The organism is Cupriavidus sp. PB-02, assembly GCF_058252315.1.
The window spans coordinates 1,126,462-1,141,116 of sequence record NZ_JBXPSX010000003.1 but is presented as its reverse complement, the minus strand read 5'-3'; the positions used below and the strand labels follow the sequence as shown (position 1 = coordinate 1,141,116).

Annotated in this window: 16 protein-coding genes, 1 tRNA gene and 1 pseudogene; 14 read left to right on the top strand and 4 right to left on the bottom strand. The window is 60.9% G+C overall.

The features are described 5' to 3' along the window. Nucleotide 1 precedes the first annotated feature (1 nt). The 7 genes and pseudogenes from AC10V3_RS39885 (at nucleotide 2) to AC10V3_RS39855 (ending at nucleotide 6,756) form a co-directional block, all read left to right on the top strand. On the top strand, nucleotides 2–1,186 hold the full coding sequence (locus tag AC10V3_RS39885) for an aromatic ring-hydroxylating oxygenase subunit alpha (protein ID WP_022540076.1): 1,185 nt from the start codon (nucleotides 2–4) through the stop codon (nucleotides 1,184–1,186). A gap of 35 nt (nucleotides 1,187–1,221) precedes the next feature. After that, nucleotides 1,222–2,247, top strand: coding sequence for an NAD(P)-dependent oxidoreductase (locus AC10V3_RS39880; protein WP_490924392.1), 1,026 nt, complete (start codon nucleotides 1,222–1,224; stop codon nucleotides 2,245–2,247). Between the two features lie 14 nt (nucleotides 2,248–2,261). Then, complete coding sequence (locus AC10V3_RS39875; RefSeq protein WP_022540078.1) at nucleotides 2,262–3,227, top strand: PDR/VanB family oxidoreductase; 966 nt, start codon at nucleotides 2,262–2,264, stop codon at nucleotides 3,225–3,227. A gap of 17 nt (nucleotides 3,228–3,244) precedes the next feature. After that, nucleotides 3,245–4,405, top strand: a complete 1,161-nt coding sequence (locus AC10V3_RS39870) for a RidA family protein (protein ID WP_022540079.1) — start codon at nucleotides 3,245–3,247, stop codon at nucleotides 4,403–4,405. Then, nucleotides 4,402–5,514 carry a M20 family metallopeptidase gene (locus AC10V3_RS39865; RefSeq protein ID WP_022540080.1) on the top strand — a complete coding sequence of 371 codons (1,113 nt, stop codon included), beginning with the start codon at nucleotides 4,402–4,404 and terminating at the stop codon, nucleotides 5,512–5,514. Before AC10V3_RS39870 ends, AC10V3_RS39865 begins: the two co-directional genes overlap by 4 nt. Before the next feature lie 435 nt (nucleotides 5,515–5,949). Next, nucleotides 5,950–6,550: pseudogene (locus AC10V3_RS39860) on the top strand (MFS transporter); the annotation flags it as partial. Between the two features lie 119 nt (nucleotides 6,551–6,669). Continuing rightward, nucleotides 6,670–6,756 carry a hypothetical protein gene (locus AC10V3_RS39855; protein WP_374063827.1) on the top strand — a complete coding sequence of 29 codons (87 nt, stop codon included), beginning with the start codon at nucleotides 6,670–6,672 and terminating at the stop codon, nucleotides 6,754–6,756. Between the two features lie 111 nt (nucleotides 6,757–6,867). Here AC10V3_RS39855 and AC10V3_RS39850 read toward each other — a convergent pair whose 3' ends face one another. The 4 genes from AC10V3_RS39850 to AC10V3_RS39835 are packed head-to-tail and all read right to left on the bottom strand — an operon-like array spanning nucleotide 6,868 to nucleotide 9,284. Next, nucleotides 6,868–7,278, bottom strand: coding sequence for a c-type cytochrome (locus AC10V3_RS39850; RefSeq protein WP_490924391.1), 411 nt, complete (start codon nucleotides 7,276–7,278; stop codon nucleotides 6,868–6,870). 6 nt (nucleotides 7,279–7,284) lie between these two features. Beyond that, on the bottom strand, nucleotides 7,285–7,788 hold the full coding sequence (locus AC10V3_RS39845; RefSeq protein ID WP_490924655.1) for an IS630 family transposase: 504 nt from the start codon (nucleotides 7,786–7,788) through the stop codon (nucleotides 7,285–7,287). Nucleotides 7,789–7,798: 10 nt separating this feature from the next. Beyond that, nucleotides 7,799–8,323, bottom strand: a complete 525-nt coding sequence (locus AC10V3_RS39840; RefSeq protein WP_490924390.1) for an IS630 family transposase — start codon at nucleotides 8,321–8,323, stop codon at nucleotides 7,799–7,801. Between the two features lie 13 nt (nucleotides 8,324–8,336). Next, nucleotides 8,337–9,284: a hypothetical protein gene (locus tag AC10V3_RS39835; RefSeq protein WP_490924389.1), complete on the bottom strand. Its 948-nt coding sequence runs from the start codon at nucleotides 9,282–9,284 to the stop codon at nucleotides 8,337–8,339. A 334-nt stretch (nucleotides 9,285–9,618) separates the two neighbouring features. Between AC10V3_RS39835 and AC10V3_RS39830 the strand changes: the two genes are divergently transcribed. The 7 genes from AC10V3_RS39830 to AC10V3_RS39800 all read left to right on the top strand — a co-directional run bounded on the left by AC10V3_RS39830 (nucleotide 9,619) and on the right by AC10V3_RS39800 (nucleotide 14,543). Beyond that, nucleotides 9,619–10,323 carry an RNA polymerase sigma factor gene (locus AC10V3_RS39830; RefSeq protein WP_041682365.1) on the top strand — a complete coding sequence of 235 codons (705 nt, stop codon included), beginning with the start codon at nucleotides 9,619–9,621 and terminating at the stop codon, nucleotides 10,321–10,323. Between the two features lie 62 nt (nucleotides 10,324–10,385). Further along, nucleotides 10,386–10,913: a DUF4142 domain-containing protein gene (locus tag AC10V3_RS39825; protein ID WP_022540084.1), complete on the top strand. Its 528-nt coding sequence runs from the start codon at nucleotides 10,386–10,388 to the stop codon at nucleotides 10,911–10,913. A 15-nt stretch (nucleotides 10,914–10,928) separates the two neighbouring features. Next, nucleotides 10,929–11,258, top strand: coding sequence for a cupredoxin domain-containing protein (locus AC10V3_RS39820; RefSeq protein WP_041682286.1), 330 nt, complete (start codon nucleotides 10,929–10,931; stop codon nucleotides 11,256–11,258). Between the two features lie 459 nt (nucleotides 11,259–11,717). Then, nucleotides 11,718–12,182: a fumarate hydratase gene (locus AC10V3_RS39815; protein WP_490924388.1), complete on the top strand. Its 465-nt coding sequence runs from the start codon at nucleotides 11,718–11,720 to the stop codon at nucleotides 12,180–12,182. A gap of 143 nt (nucleotides 12,183–12,325) precedes the next feature. Next, a tRNA-OTHER gene (locus AC10V3_RS39810) sits at nucleotides 12,326–12,401 on the top strand. 407 nt (nucleotides 12,402–12,808) lie between these two features. Further along, nucleotides 12,809–13,123: an H-NS histone family protein gene (locus tag AC10V3_RS39805; RefSeq protein ID WP_022540086.1), complete on the top strand. Its 315-nt coding sequence runs from the start codon at nucleotides 12,809–12,811 to the stop codon at nucleotides 13,121–13,123. 586 nt (nucleotides 13,124–13,709) lie between these two features. Next, nucleotides 13,710–14,543: an AMP-binding protein gene (locus AC10V3_RS39800; protein WP_022540087.1), complete on the top strand. Its 834-nt coding sequence runs from the start codon at nucleotides 13,710–13,712 to the stop codon at nucleotides 14,541–14,543. Nucleotides 14,544–14,655: the final 112 nt, after the last annotated feature.

Here is a 14,655-nt window from a genome sequence, read left to right as displayed (position 1 = left end):
GATGACTCTCGACATTTTTTCGCCCGAACATTACGCCGCCACCCGCCTGCCGCTGCATGAAGGTTCGCCCCTGCCGGGCTGGTGCTATACGTCGCCCGAGTGGTATCAGCGGGAAGTTGACACGATGTTCCGCAAGGATTGGCTTTGCGTAGGTCGTGTGGAGCAGGTGGCCGAGCCGGGCAGCTACTTCTCCATTGAAGTCCTGGATCATCCGCTGATCGTCGTGCGCGACGAAAACAACGAAGTCCGTGTCCATTCGGCACTGTGCCGGCACCGGGGCGCCATCATCACCGAGAGCGCAGGCAAGTGTCGCGCCTTCACGTGTCCGTACCACAGCTGGACCTACGCTCCGAGCGGCAAACTGCTTGGCACGCCAGGTACTCCGCCGCCGATGGCTGGCGTCGCCGGCTTCAAGGCATCGGAGCACGGTCTGCGGTCGATCCGCAGCGGCATCTGGGCCGGCTTCATCTTCATTACGTTCAATGCGGACGCCGAGCCGCTGATGACCTGGCTGGGTGATTTGCCGGCATACATGGCCAGCCACAAGCTCGATGAAATGCAATGGACGCACCGCGACGAGTATGTCGTCGACTGCAACTGGAAGGTGTGGCTCGAAAACGCCTTCGAGAACTACCACGTCCCGACCATTCACCGGAAGCACGTCGATCCCAAGAATCCGCAGAACTGGCAGTTCGAGAAGACCCAAGGTCCGTGGGAAGCGATGTACAGCAGGCGAAGCATCGTTGCTTACTCCGGGCTGCCTGAGGTCCCGGGGATTGATGCGGACAAGGCGAACTGCCTCTTTCACATCTGGGTGCAGCCGACTCTGCAGATCATCGTGACTTCGTCCTACATGAAGTTCCGACAGTACTTCCCCGAGGGTCCGGAGAAACTCCGGCTGTACGAAAACTGGACATTCCCCCGCAGTACCGTGGAGCGCGCCGATTTCGACGAGATCGTCGGGCCGGCGTACTACGAGAAATACTCACAGGTCGTCATCGAGGACCTGAGCATCAATCCTAACGTGCAGAAGGCAATGCGTACCGGCGCCTACGAACCTGGCCGCTTCTCGCTCGAAGAATACATCGTGCACCGCATTGCCAACCACGTTCTCGATCGCGTCGTTGGGCCCGACTCCGAATCCTCGCGCCAGAACCGTGAAGGTCCTGCATTGAAGGCTGCTTGAGCAACGCATCTCGCCCAACTCTCGGAGAAATATCTATGTTGTCCACCGCAATGAGCCGCCAATATTCGGAGGCGGATCCGCTTCACGTCCACATCGAGAACTCGCGCACGATGATGCCGGTGTTCACCGTGCGACCCGACCAATACGAGGCGGCACTGTCGCGTCATCCGGACGTCGCGAAGCGCATCCGCACGACGTGGGGCAGTGATCAGGACATCTATCAGGCTGCGATGCAGACCGCCGATGCGATGATCACTTATCGGTTTCCGTACAAATCGCTGGGCAGCGACGCCAGGCGATTGAAACTGCTGCAGATCCTGGGCGCTGGCGTGGACTACCTGCTGCCACTGGACTGGGTGCCGATGGGCATTCAAGTGCTGACTAACAGTGGTGCTCACCTTCCCAAAGCCGCGCAGTCCGGCCTGATGGCGCTCCTGATGGTCAATGCGCGGATGCCGGCGCTCATGTGGAACCACCGTCGGCATGCCTGGGACCGTCAGTTCACGTCCGCCCTGAATGGCAAGACGGTGCTGATCGTGGGCGTGGGCTCAATTGGTGGGGGCATCGCAGAGCTCGCCAGGCAGTTCGGTATGCATGTCATCGGCATCCGCCGCAGCGGTGCGGCCCACCCTCATGTCGACAGCATGCATAAGCCGGAGGAGCTCCATACACTTCTGCCGCAGGCCGACTTCGTGCTCCTGAACACGGCTCTTACGGATGAAACGCGTTTCCTGATCGGTGCCGACGAAATCGAACGCATGCGTACCGGCGCTGGCCTGATCAACATGTCTCGCGGGGGCCTGATTGACCCGGCTGCGCTGGATGTGGCGCTACGGGCCGGAAAGCTTAGTGGCGCCATGATTGACGTAACCTATCCAGAGCCGCCGCCCGCCGATTGGCGTTACTGGGAAACGCCCAACCTGGTGATCACTCCCCATGTGCTGTCCGATGACATCGAGCACTACATTCCCCATACGCTGGATCTGTTCTTCAGCAATATTCGGCGCCACTTCAATGGCGAGCCGCTGACCAACCTGGTCGATGTGTCGCGCAGCTACTGATAGGAGTCAATATCATGAGTCAGGCTACCGACGAGCTTCGCCTGGTCAAGGTCGCGGCGAAGCACGAGGTCGCGACCGACATTGTGCAGTTCGACCTATGTGCTGCGGACGGTCGGCCCCTGCCGCCGTTTGCCGCCGGCGCGCACATCGATGTGCATACGCCGTCTGGTCTCGTGAGACAGTATTCCCTGTGCGGATTGCCAGGCAATACCGAGCGGTACAAGATCGCAGTCAAGCATGAGCGGGGCGGTCGTGGCGGTTCCGCTAGCTTGCACGGCAATGTCGAGGTGGGCAGTGCGTTGGGCATTTCCGCACCACGCAATCATTTCCCGCTTGCCGATGATGCGGCGCACACGATATTCGTGGCGGGCGGCATCGGCATCACGCCCATCCTCGCGATGATCTCGAGCTTAGAGCTGGCCGGAAAGTCCTGGGAACTGCACTACTGTGCGCGATCGGAAAGGCATGCTGCGTACCATGCAGAACTGATGGAGCGCCATCCGGACAGCGTCACCGAGTACTTCAGCGAGACACCCACCTTTCCGGTACAGGAGGTCGTCAGCAAGATGGCGGCATCGCGGGCGAACGTACATCTGTATTGCTGTGGTCCGGCCGGACTGATGCATGCCGTAGAAGCCGCGACGCCTGAGACCATCGCGTCGCGTGTGCATTTCGAATGGTTCGCCGCGCCGCAAGGCGCTGGCACGCCCAATGAACCATTTGAGATCCAACTCGCGTCGAACGGGAAGGTGTTTCCCGTATCCGCGGAGGAGACGGCGCTGGAGGTGCTACGCGCCCATGGCATCGACATCCCGAGCAGTTGTGAGGAGGGGGTATGTGGCACCTGCGAAGTTCGCGTGCTGTCAGGATGCATTGAGCATCGCGACGTGCTCCTCAGTGAGGCAGAACGCCAAAGCAACAAATGCATGATGACTTGCGTGTCCCGCGGCCAGCGCGAGCGCATTGTCCTCGACCTTTAGACCGGCCGACTGGAGAAATGATGGAATCCACCACACCAAACGAGTACATTCCCTCGCTGCGCCGCGTCGGTCATACGGTCTATGTAGGTATGCAACTGCCCGTCTCCGCAAGCGGCGAGATCGACATTGCCGAACAGACCGACCAGGTCTTCCGCAGTCTTGTTGCGCGCCTCGAAGAGGCGGGCGGCAGCATGGCGGACCTTACCAAGCTCCATACGTACTACTTGTTTGAGGGAGATGGGGCAGCCATTACTGAGTATTGGGAGCGTATGACGGCAGTGCGCCTGCGGCATCTCGTCAATCCCGGGCCGGCGGCTACTGCGCTGCGTGTCCAAGGGGTAGGGCGAGAACAAGCACTGATCGCAGTCGACGGCATTGCAGAACTCAGCAGCGACAAGGAGCGCATCATGCCTGAGCATGCGTGGGACTGGAGTATTCCGACGCCGTTCTCACAGGGCTGGCGCGTGGGCGAAAAGGTGTACGTCGGCGGTCAGATATCGGCGGACCGGCAGGGCCGTACGATCGCCCCGGGCAGTGTGGTCGAGCAAACGAAGAACACGCTCGAATACATCGAGCATGTTTTGCGCGACGCGCAGACGAACTGGTCCAATGTGTGCGCATTGAAAATAGCGTACAAGCATGGGACTGACCCCGAGGCATCCCGGCAGCTCGGCGAGCAGATACTTGCGGAAGTCGTGCGTCGCCTCCCGGCACATAAGCCCGCTATCACGATCATCGGTGTCGACCTGTTATACGAAGGTCTGCTGCTTGAGATTGACGCGGTTGCGTCCAAGGACATCGGTCTGCCGATCTGGCCAGAGATCGAATCTTCGCCGCAGACGACTACCCGGACCTCCTCACCCGGATGGCTCAGCGGTGGCGAGTTGCACGTTGGCGCTCAGGCAAATCCGGATGCCATTGATCTGGGGACGCAGCTCGAGGGGGCGCTGTCACAGGTCGCGGCAGTGCTGCGAGCGGCAGGTGGTTCCGTTACGGATCTTGTCAAGCTCAACGTGTTCCTGTTGCCGGGCGAATCTGCCGACGCGGTCCAGCAGATGCTCAAGCAATTCCTTGCGCCGGGCCGTACCGTAGTCAGCATCGTCCAGGTCGCCGGCTTCCTGCTTGACGGCCAGCGTGTGCAGGTTGATGGTGTGGCCTTACTGGAGGAGGGGGCATGATCGATGCTGTCAGCCTTACCCAGGAACTGGTTAGGATTCCGTCAGTCAATCCGCCTGGCGACGAAGAGCGCTGCGCACGCTATCTTGCAGGGTTGCTGGCCGACGCCGGCTTTAGTGTGGAACTGGATGTCTTCGGTCCGCAACGATTCAACCTGGTAGCAGCGCTGCACGGCAAAGGCGACGGCAAGCCGCTCGGGTTCACCGGGCACCTCGACACCGTGCCCCTCGGTGCGGCGCGGTGGGCGCGCGACCCCTTTAGCGCCGAGATCATTGATGGCAAGCTGTTCGGCCGCGGCAGCAGCGACATGAAGGCCGGCATTGCCGCGTTCGTCGTTGCGTGCTGGCAGGCGCGCGAAGCGCTTCGCGAAGGTAACGGTGTGCGCCTGCTACTGACCGGCGGGGAAGAAACTGGATGTGATGGTGCGCGTGCGCTCGCCGCCAATGGAAAGGCTGGGCAGCCGCTCTCTCTCCTCATCGTTGGCGAGCCTACGGCCAACTACCCGTGCATCGGACACAAAGGCGCCCTTTGGCTTGAGGGCGTTGCGCTCGGAAAGACCGCACACGGTTCGATGCCAGAAAAGGGCGAAAATGCGATCTACAAGGCCACGCGAGCCATCGAGACATTGCGCGAGATGCGGTTGGAAGACCATCATCCGCTCATGGGCCGGGCAACGCTGAACGTTGGTACGTTCCACGCCGGCCTTAACATCAACTCCGTTCCGGACCGGGCGACGTTCACCGTCGACCTGCGGACTGTACCCGGTATGGAGCACGATTGCCTGTGCAGAAAACTCAGAAGCCTGTTGGGTAACGGCATAGCGGTTGATCCGCTTGTCGACGTGCCACCCCTGCATTCTGAAGCCGGGGATCCGGCCATTGCTGCAGTGTTCGGCATCTGCGCGCAGTATCACGATGCACCGCTATTCCCGCGTACCGTTCCTTTCTTCACAGATGGCAGCACGCTACGTCCACTTACAGGTGACCCTCCGACCGTAATTCTTGGGCCAGGCGAGCCGGCAATGGCGCATCAAACCGACGAGTACTGTCATACCGCTCGCATCGACCAAGCGGTCGGCATCTACCAATCAATCATCGAGGCCCGGTGCTGAACACTGGATAGCAGTATGGCCAGCGGACCGCTCACGCCCTGGTCGTGCCGGCTTCTGGCTGAGTCCCGCAATGACAACCAATTTCTGGAGAGTGAGACATGAGCAGGCGGAACTTTGGATTCATGGGCCTCGGTAGCGGACGCGAGCCGGCGCGCTGGCGACAGAGCCCTTGCAGATTGAGCAGATGAATCAGAGATTTGGCCTCGTGCGTCGGTGGCTTCATATGAACCTTGGTCCGCGTCGCAGGGTTGACAGCAGCGATTCGCGCGCCCGTGCGCTCAATGCGCACTTCCTTGGTCGGCGCGCAGAACCGGTCCACGAGTGTACCTGCTCAAGCGACGGACAGCCTGAGGGGGGCTGCCCAATGGTACGCACGAATGCGCGCCTCATTCGCTCCCGGTCAGAAAAACCCACTTCGTGCGCAATCACGTCCAGCGAGACATGCGGATCGCGCTTACCTTGCTAACTTCGTTATTCGCGTTCGGCGGGTTCCTGATGGTCTACACGTATGCGGGCGTGGTGCTGGAGCCCGTGACGCGCGGCGACGAACGCATTCTCGCGGGGATGTTCCTGTTGTGGGGCGTCGCCGCGACGGTCGGGAACCTGCTGTCCGGCCGCCTCGTGGACCGGTTCGAGAGCCGCAACATTATCAATGCGATGCAATGGGTCGCCATCATCAATTTCTGTGCGCTGCCGTGGACCGATGCGCATGCGTCCAGCGCTGTCATCGCGCTGGCCATCTGGGGGATATGCGGATGGGGGCTCATCGTTCCGCAACAGCACCGACTCGTGCAACTGTCGCCGCATGTGGCGCCGCTGCTGCTCGCCCTGAACAATACGGCCCTACATCGGACTTGCCTGCTCGGGCGTGCTTGGCGGTGTAGTGCTCCGGTCGACAGGCGGGCAGTATCTGAGTCTCATCGCGGCCGCGTTGATTGCGATGGCTTTCGTTCTCGTCGCGGCCGCACATCGTTGCATGGAGCGGCCGCGTATGCAGCATCGCGCGACGGCCAGCCGCGAGACCGCGCCTGTCTGATTCGTCGACGCCGCCTCGCTCTCAAGCGCCGTTACAACCAACGCTTATGGCGCGCGTTGGCGGTTCGCGCTCACGCCCAGCGGGCCCTGCTGTTCGACGTGGACAATGCCATTTAGAACCTGAACCAAACAGGTGCGGACGACCGGGCGCGGCTGACGTTGATTCGCTGCCACCACAACCTGCTGAGGCAGTGGGGCGAAACCTGAACGCAAGCCTCGGTCGGTCAGCGAGTCGAGTTTGCGCCCCCCCGAGATGTGAACGAGGCCTCACCGGTGCCTGACCCGGCCGCGCCGTGCGACCCCGGCTCGTAGCAACGCTCACAGCGACTTCAGATACTCGGCCAGGTCGGCAATATCCTGGCTGCTCAGCCCCAGTCCCTGCTTCGTGTTGTAGGTCTTCACGACATCCGACAAAGTCGCCGCAGACCCATCATGAAAATAGGGGGCGTGTTGCCACACGCCCTTTAGTGGCGTGGTCCGGTATTGCTTGGTCGCGGAGCGTGAGGCGTAGCTTGGGGTTTCCGGCTCGGCCATAGAGTCGGCAGGCGGATGCAGGACCGAGTTGGCATCTGTAAATGCCGGGCCACTATGGCACGTGGCGCATCGGCCCGCCCCTTCGAAAACAATCTTACCTCGCAATGCCGCCGCGGAGTCGAAACTGCCTGCCGGCGCCGGTGGAGCGCCCAGGGATAGCTGGTACGCTTGCAGGGCCGGAAGCTTACTAAACACAGCGTCTTAAATAATGCAGCATAGCCGTCGTAGTACCTCGTTTGGTCTCTTCCATTGCTGGAAGCAGGCGTCGACTGCCGAGAGAACTTCTACGAGGGTGGCGAAGTACCGGTTATGTAACCCCAGGCGGCGTGTCAGTTTCCATACCCGTTCGATAGGCGCCAGTTGCGGGCTGTATGGTGGCAGGAACAACAACGTCATGTGCCGCTTGTATTTGTGCAGCAACGGTTTGAGCAGGACGGCATGGTGGTACTTTGCGTTGTCCAGGACCACGACGATGCGCTTGCCGCGACGTCGATGGCGCAGTAGTTGGCGAAGAAAGGATGCAAACGTTTCTGCGTTGAAGACAGGGCATACCTGCCAGACGAAGCGACCCGTGCTCAGACTGACGGCGCCAAAACATGCCACCGACTTTCGCGTCGGCGCATGCATCAACACCGGATCGCGGATCTCCGGGGCCACCCACATGCGACAGCGCGATCCGTGTTGCTGGAAATGGCATTCGTCCAGGCTCCATAACTCAATGTCGTCGCGCTTTGCCAGTCGCCGCAGTTTTTTTTACCGTCGCCACGCGAACGGGATCAGACTGGGCAACCTGCGGGCGCGGCTTGCGCAGCCGGAAACCCATCTGGCGAAACAGCCTCTGGCACTGCCGCACGCCCAGCTTGATGCCATAGCGCTGACGCAAGTGCTCCGATAGAACGGGCCCATCCCACAGGCCCGCTTCAAATCCGAAGTCGCGTGGTGTCTTGCGCAGATCCGCCTCGATGCGACGCCATTGCGAGTCATTCAACGCACGCGGGCGACCGGGCCGTTCACCTTCCCGCAATCCGTCGAAACCGCCCCGCTCGAAACGTCGGACCCATCGCTGAACTGTCGTGGCTGCTTGACCGAACATCTGGCCCACTTCAGTGCACGAGTAACCGCTGCTGACCAGTAGCACCCCGTGCAGGCGGTGGTCATACCGCGACTCCTCGCTTCGCTCGATCTCCTGTCGAATCGCCAACTGCATTATCTGTGCGTCTGCAATCTCGAGTCTGCGCATGGCTGCCTCTCCATTAGAGTAACCACGCAATCATACATGCTGCAATACTTATGTCGTCATGTTTAGTAAGGAGATCTTCCGATCCATGCGTGATGGAAAGATTCAGCCGTGGCTCGGATACGGAGCCAAGGCCGCCCATTTCGGCCACGGCGACATAACGGTTCCAGTACATGAGGTCTTCGCCATCGCCGGTATAGGTAATGCGATGAATGCCGTCCAGCCCGAAGGCGGGAGGTATCACGACCGGCTTGCTGAGGCCGTCGACATTGTTCCGGGGGTCGAACTTGCCTGCGCCCCAGGCATTGAGGACCGTCTTCATGGCGTCGTCAACGGCGGGCGACAGCGCGATGATGGCGCCGGGATTCAGATCGCGATTGGGCCATCCGTCCAGTCGCTTGCCGATGCCCGGCGCGAACGAGTTGTCCACCGTCGAATGGCATAGCGCGCAGGTAATGCCGACCCGAGTGAGCTTGTCCACCCCATTGACCGTCTCGACGGTCCCCTTGATGCCGACGACCGCGTTCAGTTTCAGCAGCGCCACCGTCGTGGCCGGACTATTGAGGTCGATCGTGCCATTGCGGATTCCATTCACGACCGCCTCGGGCAAGGCCTCGGCGTCCACCTTAAGCCCGACTGACATTGCGGTCACGGGATCCACCGCGCTGGCGATAACCTCGTGCATCTTCAGGTTATCGGTCCACTGCACTTCGTCCCCGAAGGTATCGAAGCGGAAGATCTGCTTGCCCTGCTCGACGAGGGCATTCTGGGCCGCTGCCGTGCCGGCTGCGTCAGCTCCTCCGCCTCCAGAGCCGCCGCCGCATGCCGTGACTGCCGCCACCACGATCGCCGTTGTTATTGCATTCACCAGACCGCGTCGAGGCATCCCCTCCATCGCCGGATGCCGCAGCGGCACAGGCTGCATTTGCGTTTCAGGTATCAGCGCGGAGGGTTGCTTCTTCATGATCGACGTCCTTGTCAGGATGAGATGGGGCAATTGACATGGAGGCAACCGACATGTCTCCGACGGCAGTCGCTCGAAAGTATCCGTTGCATATGTCTTTAGACGCTGGCGGACGCGCAAAGGTGACACGAGGCCCGAGCCACATTGCGATTGGATGTGACGGGTGCGTTCGCCTATGATTGCTGACGTGTGGTTCGACCCGAGGCCCGGGATCGCAGCCGGCTACCGTCCGTGCCCCAGTCCTCTGTCACCTTTTCGCAGATGCGCGCGTCTAATGATCAGGAACGGGAGCGACATCTCCAATATGGACACAAACCGGAATGCCAGACCGCCCATGCCGTCTGCCGTCGATACCCACACGGATGCTGACCTGGTCGCCAGCGCCCGTGCCGGCGCCGCGTCCGCTTTCGAGGTCATCATGCGGCGTAACAACCGCCTGTTGTTCCGGACTGCGCGGGGCTTGGTCCCGGACGATGCCGAAGCCCAGGATGTGGTGCAGGAAACCTACTTGCGCGCCTTTACCAGCCTGGATTCGTTTCGCTGCGAGGCGGCGCTGAGCACCTGGCTGGCGCGCATTGCCATCAATGTCGCCCTGACAGCGCAGCGCAAGCGAGGCCGGCTCGTCCAGTTGCAAGTCCGGGCTGAGGAAGAAGACCTTCCCGGCGAACCTTCGCAGGAGAACGTGATGTCCTTCCGCACTTCTGAAGACGAATCACCTGAAGCCATGGCCGAACGCGGTCAGGTGCGGGAGCTCTTGCAGGCTGCGGTCGAAAAGTTGCCGGCTATCTACCGGTGCGTTTTCATTCTTCGGGCCGTCGAAGACATGAGCGTAGAGGAAACGGCTTATTGCCTTGGCGTAGGCGGTGACGTGGTCAAGACGCGCTTCCTCCGGGCCCGCACAATGCTGCGCGAATCCTTGGCTGAAGAGGTAAAGCCTTATCTAAAAAGCACATTCAGCTTTGCGGGCCCACGCTGCGACGCGGTGGTCAATCACGTGCTCACCGCCCTTCGCGTGCGCGGACTGCTCCGTCCGCATTGACGACCATTCACCGCGAGAAGTTTCACGGTGGTCTGTCCACATATTTGACGAAAAGGAAAATCATGAAAATCGCGAACCTCCTACTATCCAGCGCTTTCCTCTTCGCGGGGCAGGTAGCAGTGGCCCAAGACGCCGCCCCCAACGACGCCCAGATTGCCTCCATTGTGGTAACTGCGAATCAGGTCGATATCGATGCAGGCAAGCTCGCCCAATCCAAGGGCTCCAACAAGGACGTCAAGGCATTCGGCAAACAGATGGTTACAGACCATACCGGTGTCAACAAATCGGCCAGCGCCCTTGTCAAGAAACTGAAAGTGACGCCCGAGGACAACCCGACCAGTCAAAGCCTCAAATCGGGCGGTGAGAAAAATGTCCAGAAACTGAAAGGCCTCAAGGGAGCGGAGTTCGATAGCGCCTACATCGACAACGAGGTCAAGTATCACCAGGCCGTACTCGATGCCATGGATAAAACGTTGATTCCCAGCGCCAAGAACGAAGAGCTGAAGGCACTGCTGGTCAAGGTGCGGCCGGCCTTCGTCGCACACCTGGAGCATGCCAAGCAGATCCAGACAGCCCTTGCCCAGAAGTAACTGTGCCTACCGACCATGCGTAATCGATCGGCTACGTTGCTTTTGACGATGGGATTGCTGTTCGCCGGCCAGGTGGGGAGCGCAAACGCCGGGCCGGCGTCCCATACGGTAACGATGGACAGCATACGGTTTGATCCGCAGGAACTGACCGTCAAGGCGGGCGATACGGTCGTGTGGATCAACAAGGACCCCTTCCCACACACTGTGACGGCACAAGCCGGTGACTTCGACTCAAAGACAATCGCGACCGGGAAGTCATGGAAATATCGGGCCACCAAGGCCGGGGTCTTTCCCTATGTGTGTACCCTGCATCCAACGATGAAGGGGACGCTGCGGGTTGAGTAGACCGGGGTGCCGCGAGCCGCCGTGGGCCTGCTGATTTCGTAGCAAGCAGGCAGGGCGGCGCCAATCGGCGCGGAGGCCTCCGCTGCGGACGCACGGAGCGCGATAACGGGTCTTACCGCGATTCGTCAGAACGCAGTTGTCCCGCGCGCCACCCACGTTTCGCCCCTCCGGATCTCTGCTCGGCCTGACGGAATATTGTCGAGAGACCGCTCCTGCCGCAACGGCTTAAATCCTCCCCGGTTAGCATCTGTTTCTGTATTGCAGGTCGCGGACGTTGCGATGTTGCTGCTTCAAGTTGTCAAGCCATTGCGGGCTGTTCGGTTGTCGCATGGCAGATTCGAGTGATCGCGCTTGGCTCGCCAGCGATGCGTCGCAAGACGATGGAGAGAGAGACTGACCTCTATTAGGTAGGCACTGGTGCGGTTATACTCCGCGCTTTACAACTAACGGGTAATCGACATGGTCGCAGCAACTAAAACAACGACTCAGGTAAGTGCAGTTACCAAGAGGAAGCCTGCCGCAAAGAAGGTGGCCGTGCCAACAAAGAAGGCGAGCGTACTCGCACGTGAGGCTCAGGCAGCGAAGAAGCGCTTGCTGAAGCTGCGCGCCGACACGAAGAAGGCCATCGAGGCGGCAAAGCGCGAGGTTGCGCAGGCGGTGGAAGCCGCAAAGTTCGCGGTCCGCTTTGAAAAGCAAGCCGCGAAGGACAAGCTCGCAGCGAAGAAGGCCAAGGCTGCAGGTACCAGGAAGGCAACGGGCAACAAAGCGGCTACCACGAAATCGCCGACGAAGAAGACCGCGCCCATTAGTAAGGCGGCGGCGAAAGCTGCCCCGAAGACGGCCGCAGTGAAATCCGTGCCGAAGAAACGTGTTTCGGCAAAGAAAGCAGCGCCGACTGTAGCGACAGCTGAAGCGTCGGCGTAATCCTTGCCTCGGCTGGCGTGGATTGTCTTCGCCAGCCGGCCGAATGATGGCAATAGTGCACCGCTGGTGCCCAAAACGGATAGACCGGGAAGGCCAGGGTCCCAGAGGCTTGGCGCTGACGGCTTTTCCCCTTCCAGCTTATCGGGCCTCTAGCTCATGCCTGGTTAGAGCAGCGGACTACTCCGTTGGTGCCGTGTTCGACTCACGGGAGGCCCACCATTCCCGCCAGGCTTACAAAACTCTGTCCTTCATGTCGCGTTCGTCGCCGGACGGCAACGTTAGCCTCTCTTGATTTTACGTTTGTCTACTGCTTGCCGCTGACTGCTTCTGGCACCCACGTGTCATGCCGCTCGTCGCGCGCCATGGCATCTTACAGCGGAGCTTCATGCTGCCAAGCGTGCCCGTTTCTGCGTGCCAGGATTTAGGGGCGGACGATGGTCATTCATGGGTGAGGATCTCTTTTCTTGGCGCCCCACTTGCCGCCTATAGCCAGTCATTCGTTAATTCAGGCATTCGTTGGCCTGAAAGAATTATTAGCTTCTCTCTGAGGAGTGGAGAACGAATACCTTGCGGGCCGACTTTAGAATGCGTATAAGTCAAAGGTGACTGGAAAATTGGAGGCAACGATGGCGACGTATCAAGAACTGATGGCGCGGAAGCAAGCGTTGGAAGTACAGATCGAAGAGGCCCGCGCGAACGAAGTCGCGAGCGTCATCGAGCAGATTCGCGGCCTGATGACTCAGTATGGTCTGTCTCCGGAAGACATCGCGCCGCGCCGCCGTCGGGGCCGCCCCGCCGGTGCCGCATCCGCCCCCGTGGAAAAGGAGCCGCTGCCACCAAAGTATCTGGATCCCAAGACCGGAAAAACGTGGTCGGGACGCGGCCGCGCGCCGGCTTGGCTGGGCAAGCGGCCCGAGCGCTTCCTCATTCCGCAGGAATAACCGGTCGCCCAGCGTCTTTCGAGGACGCCGGCGACCCGATCGAGGTGCAGGCGCGGTAATTTTCACGAGCCCACATGAGGCATGCGTGGCGTCGACTGAAATTGCTGATCGCGGGGCGACCGCCACGCGGACGGTCAACGTTGTCTCGATACGGTGGCGCAAAAAAAGGCTCTCAAACCGGTGGAAGAGAGCCTTTGAACGTCCAAGAAGAAATCGGGTAACCACGATGAGTTGCCCATGTTCAGTATCCGCCAAGGCACCTGGGCGCGCAATCTGCCCGCCACCTACGACGGGGCGCGGCGGATCCCAAAAAAATGAGCCCGCTCTTGCTGCCGGCCGCCTCAACCGTCCCGGTAAGGTCTGCCAATGCAGGGTATGGTGAAGTAAGCACCACTTAATACAGACATCGGCGCGGATATTGCGCCAACGGCCATGTCGCGCTGCAGATGCTCAGTCATTTCGACATGCCGCTGACGCCGCGCTTTCTCGCGGTAGCGCCGATCAGCCACGTCACCGGCACCAATTTCGTACCGACACTGCTGCGCGGCGGCACAGTCCACCTGATGGCGCGCTTCATCCGGAGGAGATGGCCGCCACCATCGCACGCGAACGCATCAACGCGACGATGATGGTGCCGACCATGGTCTCTGGGCTGCTGGACCATCCTCGCTTGGATGCCTTTGACCTGTCTTCGCTGGAAACGCTGCTGTACGCTGGCGCGCCAATGTCGCGCCAGCGCCTGATCGAAGGTATCGAGCACGTGGGACCGGTGTTCTGCCAGCTATATGGCCAGTCCGAATGCTCGCTGATCACCGCGCTGCGCAAGGTAGACCATGACCTTTCGCAGCCTGCGCTGATGGATGCCTGCGGCTTCCCGCTGGCCGGCAGCGAGGTCCGCCTGCTCGACGAGAACAACCGCGAAGTGGCGCCCGGCCAGCCCGGCGAGATCTGCGTGCGCAGCCCCGCCGCGATGAGCGGCTACTGGCGCCAGCCGGAACTGACTGAGCAGGCCTTTGCCGGCGGCTGGCTCCATACCGGCAACATTGCCGTCGCCGATGCGTGCGGGCGGCTGTATATCGTCGACAGCAAGAAGGACATGATCGTCAGCGGCGGCTTCAACGTGTATCCGCGTGAAGTCGAGGATGCGCTGGCCACGCATCCGGCCGTCAGCATGGGCGCCGTGATCGGCGTGCCCGATCCCAAGTGGGGCGAGGCGGTGACCGCCTTCGTGGTGTTGCGCGCGGGCAAGTCAGCCACGCCGGAGGAACTGATCCACCACGTCAAAGCGCTCAAGGGCAGCGTCAACACGCCCAAGCGCGTGGAGATCGTCAATGCCCTGCCGCTGACCGCGCTGGGCAAGCTCGACAAGAAAGCCCTGCGCGCCCGCCACTGGAGCGACCAGGGCCGCAATGTCGCCTGATCCAGCATTCCCTTTCTTCGCTTCCGTCCGCATCGATATGAACGCTACTACTGCCTACGGCCAACGCCTGCCGCAGTCGATCGCCCGGCGCCTGGCGGCGTCGGCCTGTTAT

Coding starts and splice junctions, on each gene's coding strand:
- AC10V3_RS39885 (WP_022540076.1), top strand. CDS start 2: ATGACTCTCGACATTTTTTCGCCCGAACATTACGCCGCCACCCGCCTG.
- AC10V3_RS39880 (WP_490924392.1), top strand. CDS start 1,222: ATGTTGTCCACCGCAATGAGCCGCCAATATTCGGAGGCGGATCCGCTT.
- AC10V3_RS39875 (WP_022540078.1), top strand. CDS start 2,262: ATGAGTCAGGCTACCGACGAGCTTCGCCTGGTCAAGGTCGCGGCGAAG.
- AC10V3_RS39870 (WP_022540079.1), top strand. CDS start 3,245: ATGATGGAATCCACCACACCAAACGAGTACATTCCCTCGCTGCGCCGC.
- AC10V3_RS39865 (WP_022540080.1), top strand. CDS start 4,402: ATGATCGATGCTGTCAGCCTTACCCAGGAACTGGTTAGGATTCCGTCA.
- AC10V3_RS39840 (WP_490924390.1), bottom strand. CDS start 8,323: ATGCGCAGACTCGAGATTGCAGACGCACAGATAATGCAGTTGGCGATT.
- AC10V3_RS39835 (WP_490924389.1), bottom strand. CDS start 9,284: ATGAAGAAGCAACCCTCCGCGCTGATACCTGAAACGCAAATGCAGCCT.
- AC10V3_RS39830 (WP_041682365.1), top strand. CDS start 9,619: ATGCCGTCTGCCGTCGATACCCACACGGATGCTGACCTGGTCGCCAGC.
- AC10V3_RS39825 (WP_022540084.1), top strand. CDS start 10,386: ATGAAAATCGCGAACCTCCTACTATCCAGCGCTTTCCTCTTCGCGGGG.
- AC10V3_RS39820 (WP_041682286.1), top strand. CDS start 10,929: ATGCGTAATCGATCGGCTACGTTGCTTTTGACGATGGGATTGCTGTTC.
- AC10V3_RS39815 (WP_490924388.1), top strand. CDS start 11,718: ATGGTCGCAGCAACTAAAACAACGACTCAGGTAAGTGCAGTTACCAAG.
- AC10V3_RS39805 (WP_022540086.1), top strand. CDS start 12,809: ATGGCGACGTATCAAGAACTGATGGCGCGGAAGCAAGCGTTGGAAGTA.
- AC10V3_RS39800 (WP_022540087.1), top strand. CDS start 13,710: ATGGCCGCCACCATCGCACGCGAACGCATCAACGCGACGATGATGGTG.